At 36.6% G+C, this 8,513-nt stretch carries 9 protein-coding genes and 1 pseudogene; 7 read left to right on the top strand and 3 right to left on the bottom strand.

Annotated elements, in window-relative coordinates; all coding sequences use genetic code 11:
• Window positions 1–361: pseudogene (locus FEZ33_RS11515) on the bottom strand (transposase); the annotation flags it as partial.
• A gap of 493 nt (window positions 362–854) precedes the next feature.
• On the opposite strand from FEZ33_RS11515, the gene FEZ33_RS11510 reads away from it, so the two are divergent.
• From FEZ33_RS11510 to FEZ33_RS11500, 3 genes are all read left to right on the top strand, one after another.
• Entirely contained in the window at window positions 855–1,643 is a 789-nt protein-coding gene (locus FEZ33_RS11510; protein WP_143746385.1) for an IS3 family transposase, read from the top strand.
• Window positions 1,544–1,783, top strand: a complete 240-nt coding sequence (locus FEZ33_RS13025; RefSeq protein WP_087060386.1) for an integrase core domain-containing protein — start codon at window positions 1,544–1,546, stop codon at window positions 1,781–1,783. Before FEZ33_RS11510 ends, FEZ33_RS13025 begins: the two co-directional genes overlap by 100 nt.
• Before the next feature lie 95 nt (window positions 1,784–1,878).
• On the top strand, window positions 1,879–2,076 hold the full coding sequence (locus tag FEZ33_RS11500; protein WP_002297837.1) for an IS3 family transposase: 198 nt from the start codon (window positions 1,879–1,881) through the stop codon (window positions 2,074–2,076).
• Between the two features lie 57 nt (window positions 2,077–2,133).
• Here FEZ33_RS11500 and FEZ33_RS11495 read toward each other — a convergent pair whose 3' ends face one another.
• Together FEZ33_RS11495 and FEZ33_RS11490 are read right to left on the bottom strand one after the other, a co-directional pair.
• Window positions 2,134–2,571 carry a universal stress protein gene (locus tag FEZ33_RS11495; RefSeq protein ID WP_005879133.1) on the bottom strand — a complete coding sequence of 146 codons (438 nt, stop codon included), beginning with the start codon at window positions 2,569–2,571 and terminating at the stop codon, window positions 2,134–2,136.
• An 8-nt stretch (window positions 2,572–2,579) separates the two neighbouring features.
• Entirely contained in the window at window positions 2,580–4,187 is a 1,608-nt protein-coding gene (locus FEZ33_RS11490; RefSeq protein WP_138405518.1) for an Nramp family divalent metal transporter, read from the bottom strand.
• A gap of 128 nt (window positions 4,188–4,315) precedes the next feature.
• On the opposite strand from FEZ33_RS11490, the gene FEZ33_RS11485 reads away from it, so the two are divergent.
• From FEZ33_RS11485 to FEZ33_RS11470, 4 genes are all read left to right on the top strand, one after another.
• Window positions 4,316–5,047 (top strand): metal ABC transporter ATP-binding protein, encoded by a 732-nt coding sequence (locus FEZ33_RS11485; protein WP_007207888.1) that lies wholly within the window; start codon window positions 4,316–4,318, stop codon window positions 5,045–5,047.
• Window positions 5,048–5,902, top strand: a complete 855-nt coding sequence (locus FEZ33_RS11480) for a metal ABC transporter permease (RefSeq protein ID WP_138405517.1) — start codon at window positions 5,048–5,050, stop codon at window positions 5,900–5,902.
• Window positions 5,903–5,904: 2 nt separating this feature from the next.
• Window positions 5,905–6,840, top strand: a complete 936-nt coding sequence (locus FEZ33_RS11475; RefSeq protein WP_138405516.1) for a metal ABC transporter solute-binding protein, Zn/Mn family — start codon at window positions 5,905–5,907, stop codon at window positions 6,838–6,840.
• 284 nt (window positions 6,841–7,124) lie between these two features.
• Entirely contained in the window at window positions 7,125–8,438 is a 1,314-nt protein-coding gene (locus FEZ33_RS11470) for an ISL3 family transposase (RefSeq protein WP_235888841.1), read from the top strand.
• The last annotated feature ends 75 nt before the right edge of the window (window positions 8,439–8,513 follow it).

Below are 8,513 nucleotides of genomic sequence, written 5' to 3'. Positions count from 1 at the left end.
TAGGACTGACGTGATAGACCTAATATTCTGCACATCGCTGATATAGGGTAAAGATGCTTATTCGCATCGATTACTTGTCTCTTCGTCCGAATATCAGCGCTGCTTGCTTTAAAATATCATTTTCCATTTCTAATTGCTGGTTTCTTTTACGTAGTTCTAACAATTCTTTTTGTTCAGGCGTAAGATTATCTTTTTCTTTGAATGAACCACTCGTTTTAGATTGCTTTACCCATTTGTCAAATGCTGAAGCCGTTAGTTCATATTCTCGAATGATTTCTACACGTGGCTTTCCAGCTAAGTAAAGATTGACGATTTGTTGCTTGAATTCTTGTGAAAAAGTTCTTCGTGTTCTCTTAGACATAAAAATTCCTCCTGGTATATTTTCTTCTAGTCTACACACCTTAATTTTTCTGTCTAGTTAATTGTAGCCTATCCAGATTCATACCTACAAAATTATCCTATATGTAATTTTTTTAATGAATCTTTTATTAAATTTATATACTATCCGCAAGCACAACACTACTGGTATCGATAGCATATTTTAATCCGCGCATGAATTGATATTCATAATAGTGTTTGTTAATAACTATTAAGTCCTGGATGTAGGATAGAAGTTGAGACAGATTTTGAGAGAGGGTAAACTAATCTCAAAGGAAGGTATCTCGTCATGCCAAAACGCTACACGAAAGAATTTAAGAAGCGATTTTAGAGTTGCACAAACAAGGAAAATAAGCACGACAATTATCCTTAGAATACGAAGTTGGATATTCTACTATACTAAAGTGGGTTCAAGTTACAACCAGAATAAGTCCGGGCGGACTTACTCCGGACGAAGCTAAAGCTTTAAAAAAGCAATTAAAAGAAAAAGACGAGGAACTCCTCATCTTAAAAAAATCACTCGGCCTGCTGGCAAAGAAATAGAAATCATTGAATTCATCCGTCAAGAAAGAGAAGCAGGCCATCACAGTGTGTCAAAAATGTGTCGTCTGCTTGGCATATCTAGAGCTGTGTACTATCGTAAAATTAATCCGACCCCATCCAAAAGAGCTAACGAACAAGTTTTGTTGGATCGTCGAGTCCTCCGTGTCTACCACGAAAGTGGTCGTGTCTACGGTGCTGGGAAAATTCATTATATACTCGCACAAAACTATTCAGACTATCGAAAAATCAGCATGAAATGTATTCAGAGATCAATGAGGCGTCAAAAGATCCGATCTATTGTCATTAAGAAATTCAAAGCAGGTAAGCCTGCCAAGAAACTCTTGAAAAACTATCAAAATTTATTGAAGCAAGATTTTTCTACTACTAGGTTGAATCAGAAATGGGTAGCTGATATCACATACATCCATACGTTAGACGATGGATGGTGCTATCTCTCAACCATCATGGACCTTCATTCAAGAAAAATTATCGGTTATCACTTTGATCGTAATATGACGACTGTTATTGTAGAAAAAGCCCTTGAGGACGCTGTTTCAAATAGAAATGTTGAAAATGGGCTGATTTTGCATACCGATTTAGGGTCGCAGTATACAAGTAATGAATACGAAGAACGGCTGAAAGAATTAACTATCACCATTCCTACAGCCGTAAAGGCTGTCCCTACGATAACGAAGGAATCGAATCATTCCATGCATTATTGAAGAAAGAACATGTGTCCCAACGACCAATATATCAAACTTTTGAAGAAGCAAGGCGACAAATTTTCAGTTACGTTCAAGGATTTTATAACAACCACAGAATTCACAGTGCTTTAGCATATCTGTCTCCGGTTGAATTTTAGAAAAAGATACTGGCTGCTTAACATAAAAAATCTCTCGTAAAAAGTGTCTCAGCTATTGACTCTAATCCAAAAAGCATTATCACATTCCAGGAGGAATGGTTCTACAAACGGATTTATGCAGCCAGTATACAATAATCGAATCTTCCTATGCATCATTGAAAAAAGAAGAGGTCTATACGACTACTTACTCAGATTTTGAAGAAGCCAAACGAGCGCTATTTAGCTACATTAGTTCGATTGGTTATCTAACTCCACAGGAGTTTGAAGACCTGTCAAGAGAGGAAATAGCATAACCATCTCTATTAAAATTTGTCCAAGATATTGACCCAAATACATATTATCTGCAATATTTACTTAATAACTGTAATTGAGATTGGAGAATTTTTAACCATATAAGTAGCATGCGAACCAAAATATCCTTTAATTCCATGCATTGATCGCGATCCAATGATTAAGATATCTGCAGATGTTGCTGGCAAAATCGTCTTAGTAATTTCCTCGGCCGGATCACCTTCTCCACTGTACAGCTGAATGTTTTTTACACCGCTATTTTCTGCATATTGTTTGTACTTTTCCAAATTAAGTAACAATTGACTTTGTTTCTGGCTCAAGTACTCAGGGTCTAACGCTTCATAAACATTCAACTCTTCAATTTCTAAAATTGAGGCAATCAGTAATGCGGCTCCAGTTTTACTCGCTTGCTTTACAGCATATTGAAAGGCTTTTTGAGCTCCTTCTGATTCATCTACCCCAACTAAAATATTTTTAAATTCATCAAATCCTTCCATAGTGCATCTTACCTTTCATTAATTAATTGATTATATTTTTTATTTCCTTTATACAGTTCAATAATTGTCCACGCTAACAGTAGTAATACTGCGACGATAATGACATAGGCAATAGAATCAGCTAGTACAAGTTGGCTTGATGTCACCTTTTCACCAAAAAAACCTTCAATTTGGCCGGGCAATCCAATCAAATTTAAATATGTCAATCCAATTACTGAACCCCATCCTAGTATCCGAATAACTATCGAATTTTTAAACCGGCTTCCCATTTCCACCTCACTATTGGTCATCATTAATAATGGTACCATCGAAAATGGTAACGCAAAAGCTAAGAAGACTTGTGAATTATTCATTAGTGTATTTAACGCTGTGTGCTCCCGAATCGTTCCTTGCCTGCTTGTAATAATTACACAGATTAACACTGGGATAACTGAAATCAAACGCGTAATTAAACGTCTTAGCCAAATTGGCATTCTCATATGAATGAATCCCTCCATAATTACTTGTCCAGTTAAAGTTCCGGTAATCGTTGAATTTTGTCCAGAAGCTAGTAACGCGACTGCGAATAATGTAGAAAGAAGACCTGATTTTGCAACGGTGATTAAAATTCCGTTACTCAATGTATCCGGATTTGATAAAGCCTCATACAACCCAAAGAATGATGGATCTTTCACTGCCCCTGTTTTAAAAACAGCAACTCCCATTATGAGCAATAAGGAGTTAACAAAAAAAGCGAGAGTCAATTGAATGTTAGAATCCCATGTTGAAAATCGTACAGCATTGGCGATTTCATCTTCATCCGTACGATTTATCTTTCGAGTCTGAGACACAGCCGAATGTAGATATAAATTATGAGGCATAACTGTTGCACCAATAATTCCTAATGCACCAGTTAAAGGCGTTTGACCACCAATTGAATGTGTAGAGGAGAACGTTTCACCAGTCGGAACCAATCCTTTAAGTACATCCCCCCAATTAGGATCAGACAACGCTACTTGATAAACAAACACAAAAAGAATTACAAAAATCAAACAGACAACTATTGCTTCAATTTTTCTAAAACCAACTTTCGTTAACAACAATAATAATAAAACATCAAATACCGTAATAAAGACTGCGACGACAAGCGGAATATTAAAAAGTAAATAAAGAGCAATTGATGCGCCAATTACTTCCGCAATATCTGTTGCCATAATCGCTAATTCCGTTAAAATCCATAAAATGATTCCTAGTTTTTTACTCGTTCTCGCTCGAATTGCTTGAGCTAAATCCATTTGACTAACAATTCCCAATTTAGCAGCCATATATTGTAATAGCATTGCAATTAAACTAGACATTAAAATGACCGACATTAATAAATACTGGAAGTTTTGCCCACCCGTAATCGAAGTAGACCAGTTGCCTGGATCCATATATCCCACAGCAACTAATGCTCCCGGTCCAGAATAGGCGAACAGGATTTTCCAAAAGCCTTTGCCTTTGGGTACCTCGACAGTTCCGTTAATTTCCTCTAAAGAGGGACCATTCGCATGCTGAATTAATCGAGGTTTGTGCTCTTTACCGGACTGACTTGTTGTATCTTTTAAAATATTTCCACCTTCCTTTAAAAACAACATAAGCATACACCTCTTTTTTATTAAATTAAAGCAAAATATTAGGCAAACCTAAAAAAAAAGATTGACCAAAATATTTTTAGAGGTTATACTAAAATTAGAAAAATTTAGTTTTTATAGGAGGTTTTTATTTGTTAACTGTAAAAAAATTATCTGTTGCGTACTGCGATACACCGGTATTCAATAATTTATCCGTCCATTTTAATGCAGGGAAGATTACTGGCATTATCGGACCTAATGGAGCTGGTAAATCTACTTTAATCAAGGCAATATTGGGTCTTATTCATCCAAAATCAGGTAGTAGCGCGCTTGATGGTCATTCAATGGCAACAGTAAAAAAGAAGGTTGCCTATGTAGAGCAACGAAAGGATTTAGATCTCAGTTTTCCAATCAATGTCTATGATTTGGTTTTAACTGGTAGTTATGGAAAACTGGGATTGTTTAAGACTCCAGGAAAAAGCGAACGTGTTGCTTGTGATGCAGCTCTTGAGCAAGTTAAAATGACTGACTTTGCTAATCGGCAAATAGGTAATTTGTCAGGCGGACAATTACAGCGGGTATTCGTAGCTCGAGCAATTTTACAACAGGCAGAAATTGTTGTCTTAGATGAACCTTTTGTTGGAATTGATGTGGAAAGTGAGCGTGCCATCATGGCTATTTTAAAACAATGGCGAGACGAACAAAAAACCATTATCGTTATCCATCACGATTTAAATAAAGTTTATGATTACTTTGATGAATTAGTCATTATGAATCACGGAATCATTGACTTTGGGCCAACTCAAGAAGTCTACAATTCGAAGAATATTAGTAAAGCATTCAGTGATGACTTATCTTCAGTTCTATTTCAGGAGGTAAATTGAATGACTGCTCTCTCGGATTTTTTTCAAGCGTTAGGAAAATATGATTTCCTTCAAAGTGCATTAATCACTGCAATAATGGTGGGGATTATGTCTGGGATTATTGGGAGTTTCATCATTCTACGAGGAATGTCTTTGATGGGGGACGCTATTTCTCATTCAGTATTGCCAGGGGTTGCTGTTGCTTATATGTTAGGTATAAATATCTTGATTGGAGCATCTATTTTTGGTGTACTAGCTGCAATGTTAATCGGCTACGTGGCTTCTCATAGTAAAATCAAAGTAGATACTGCAATAGGGGTTGTCTTCAGCTTCTTTTATGCATTGGGATTCATTTTAATCTCTATGGCCGAAAGCTCAACCAATCTACACCATATTTTATTTGGAAACATTCTAGCTGTTAGTAATAGTGATATGATCACAACGGCAATTGTTTTAGGAATTGTGATTATTTTTGTACAAGTATTTTATAAAGAATTGTTAATCACTTCCATTGATCAGACCTTCGCTAAAACATATGGATTAAATACCCAACTAATCCACTATAGCCTTATGCTCGTCTTAACGCTAGTAACCGTATCAGCATTACAAACTGTCGGAATCATCTTAGTAGTGGCCATGTTAATTACGCCAGCTGCAACAGCATACTTTTGGACCGACCGCTTGTCCGTGATGCTTGTTTTCTCCGCTATATTTGGTGTTGTCGCATCAATTTGTGGTTTGTACTTCAGCTACACATTCAACTGGGCTTCTGGTCCAGCGATTGTTATTGTCGCAGCAGGGTTATTCTTAATTTCCTTTATCTTCTCACCAAAACAAAACTTGTTACATATACACAAAAATAGAAAAGAGGCGTAAATATGAAAAGAATATTAGTAACCATCGTAGTAGTGATCGCAACCGTCGCCGGAGTAATCTTTTTTGTCAACGGACGAAGTGGAGATTCCAAACAATCAACAGATTCCAAAAAAATCAGCGTAGTAACTACAAACTCGATTTTGGAAGACATGGTTAAAAATGTGGCTAAAGATCGCGTTGAACTATATAGTATTGTTCAACGCGGCGTGGATCCCCACGAGTATGAACCTAAACCGGAAGATATCTCAAAAGCAACAGATGCAACAGTTTTATTTCACAACGGACTGAATTTAGAAACTGGCGGTAGTGGTTGGTTCAAGAAGTTGGTAAGCACTGCTCATAAAGAATTCGATAAAGATGTTTTCGCCGCCAGTGAAGGTGTAACACCGGAGCACTTAACAACCAACGTCGAAGAAGAAGATCCTCATGCCTGGCTTGATTTAGCCAATGGTGTTCAATACGTCAAAACAATCACCAAAGTCTTAAAGGAAAAAGATTCAAAAAATGCAGATTATTACCAAACTAATTCTGATGCTTATATCAAAAAATTACAAAAGTTACATGAGGAAGCGCAATCAAAATTTCTCGATATTCCTGAATCACAGCGTTTATTGGTCACCTCAGAGGGTGCCTTCAAATACTTCTCAAAAGCCTATCATGTTGCGCCAGCTTACATTTGGGAAATCAATACCGAATCTCAAGGTACTCCCGAACAAATGAAAGCTGTGTTAGCTAAAATAGAAAACTCTGATGTCAAACATTTGTTCGTAGAAACCTCTGTTTCATCTAAGTCAATGAATAAAGTTGCCGATGAAACGGGATTAGAAATTTATTCCAAAATTTTTACTGATTCATTAGCAAAAGAAGGTTCCGAAGGCGATACCTACTATACAATGATGAAATGGAATCTAAACAAAATTCATGATGGTCTAGCTTAGCAATGTTAAAAACATATTGATATTTTAAAGTTTCCCTCTAAGTAATTATTCTTGTAGTTTATTTAGAGGGACGACTTTTGATGATTGAGCGGTCCTCAGATATCTCATTACGATAAGATATCATCAAAAGACAAATTAGGTTCTATAATATATGACGTTGGTGAGAAATCACTGGCGTCTTTTTTTGTCTCAGAAAATAGAAAACAAGTGAGTTCTCCTGTAGAATAATAGTCGACAAAAACCAAATATCCATAGGAGGAACTCACTTGCCTACATCAAATGATATGCAAAATGTACTAGATATTCAAGACAAAAACATGATTTTCGAAGATAACTGCGTGTCTTATGGGATACACAAACAAAAGAAATGTAAATTTATAGACTGTACATTGACTTATATTCCTACGGAATGTAAGAAATGTCAGGAACCAAACAAGGACTTCTCTATCTATAAAAATGGGACTCAGACTTCTAGAATCACTTTTCCAATATCTGGCATTTACCCGACCTATCTTAGAGTGAAAAAGCAGCGGTTCAAGTGTACATCTTGTGAAGCAACATTTACTGCGGAAACACCGATTGTAAAAGAGGCGTGTTTTATCTCTAATTTTATCAAAGCAGAAATACTGGCGAAGTCAGCTGATGCTCGTTCGATCAAGAGCTTGGCAGAAGAGACGAATGTCTCTTCCACAACGATTCAAAGAATCATCAATGAACAGGTGAAGTATTATCGACCTTACTATCATTCATTGCCGGAGAACTTGTCTTTTGATGAGTTTAAGTATGGTAATGGGCAAATGGCTTTTGAGTATATTGATGTCGTAACAGGAACGATACTAGATATTTTAGAAAGCAAAGATACTCGTACAATCAAAGATCACTTCTGTTCTCGATACAGCCAAAACCAGAGAAATCAGGTCAAAACGATTACGACAGACATGAATGCCAGTTACGTCAGCTTCATCCCTGAACTGTTTCCAAACGCTGATATCATTATTGATCGATTTCATATCGTTCAGCTCGTGAACCGAGCGATGAACAAAACACGCGTAAAAGTCATGAATCGACTTCGAACGTCCAATGGAGAAGACCAAAAGAAGTACAGACGACTCAAACGCTTCTGGAAGAAACTACTGAAGAAAGAGTCCGAGTTGTCTTATACTACCTATCAATACTTTCCCATGTTCGGACAGCGTCTGGAATCAGCAATCGTTTCTGAGATGTTGGCGTACGATCCAGAACTAAAAGCAACTTATACAATGTATCAAGCTATTCTTAAAGCCGTCGAACACAATGACTCAAAACAGTTAAGAACTGTTTTAGATCAACCCGCTTCTCCTGAACTATCTGGATACATGAAAACCAGTTTAAAGACGTTGCGCGCTCATTTTCCTCATATCCAAAACACCTTCTATTATCCTTATAACAATGGAAAGATAGAGGGAATCAATAACAAGATCAAAGTATTGAACCGGGTAGCCTATGGTTACGGTAACTTTATTCATTATAAAAATCGCATTATCCTGCACTTCAATTTAAAACCAATCAGAAATAAAATCAAAATGATAGAAAAAGAAAGAGAACATACAGCAGCGTAAGCTCGTTGTACATCCTCTTCCAAAATCTATTATTATTTGACTTTATTCTTTACCAACGTTGTTTGACAGAGAACC

This window comes from Ruoffia tabacinasalis (assembly GCF_005864045.1).
Taxonomy (GTDB): Bacteria; Bacillota; Bacilli; order Lactobacillales; family Aerococcaceae; genus Ruoffia; species Ruoffia tabacinasalis.
This window is presented reverse-complemented; position numbering and strand designations above follow the sequence as displayed.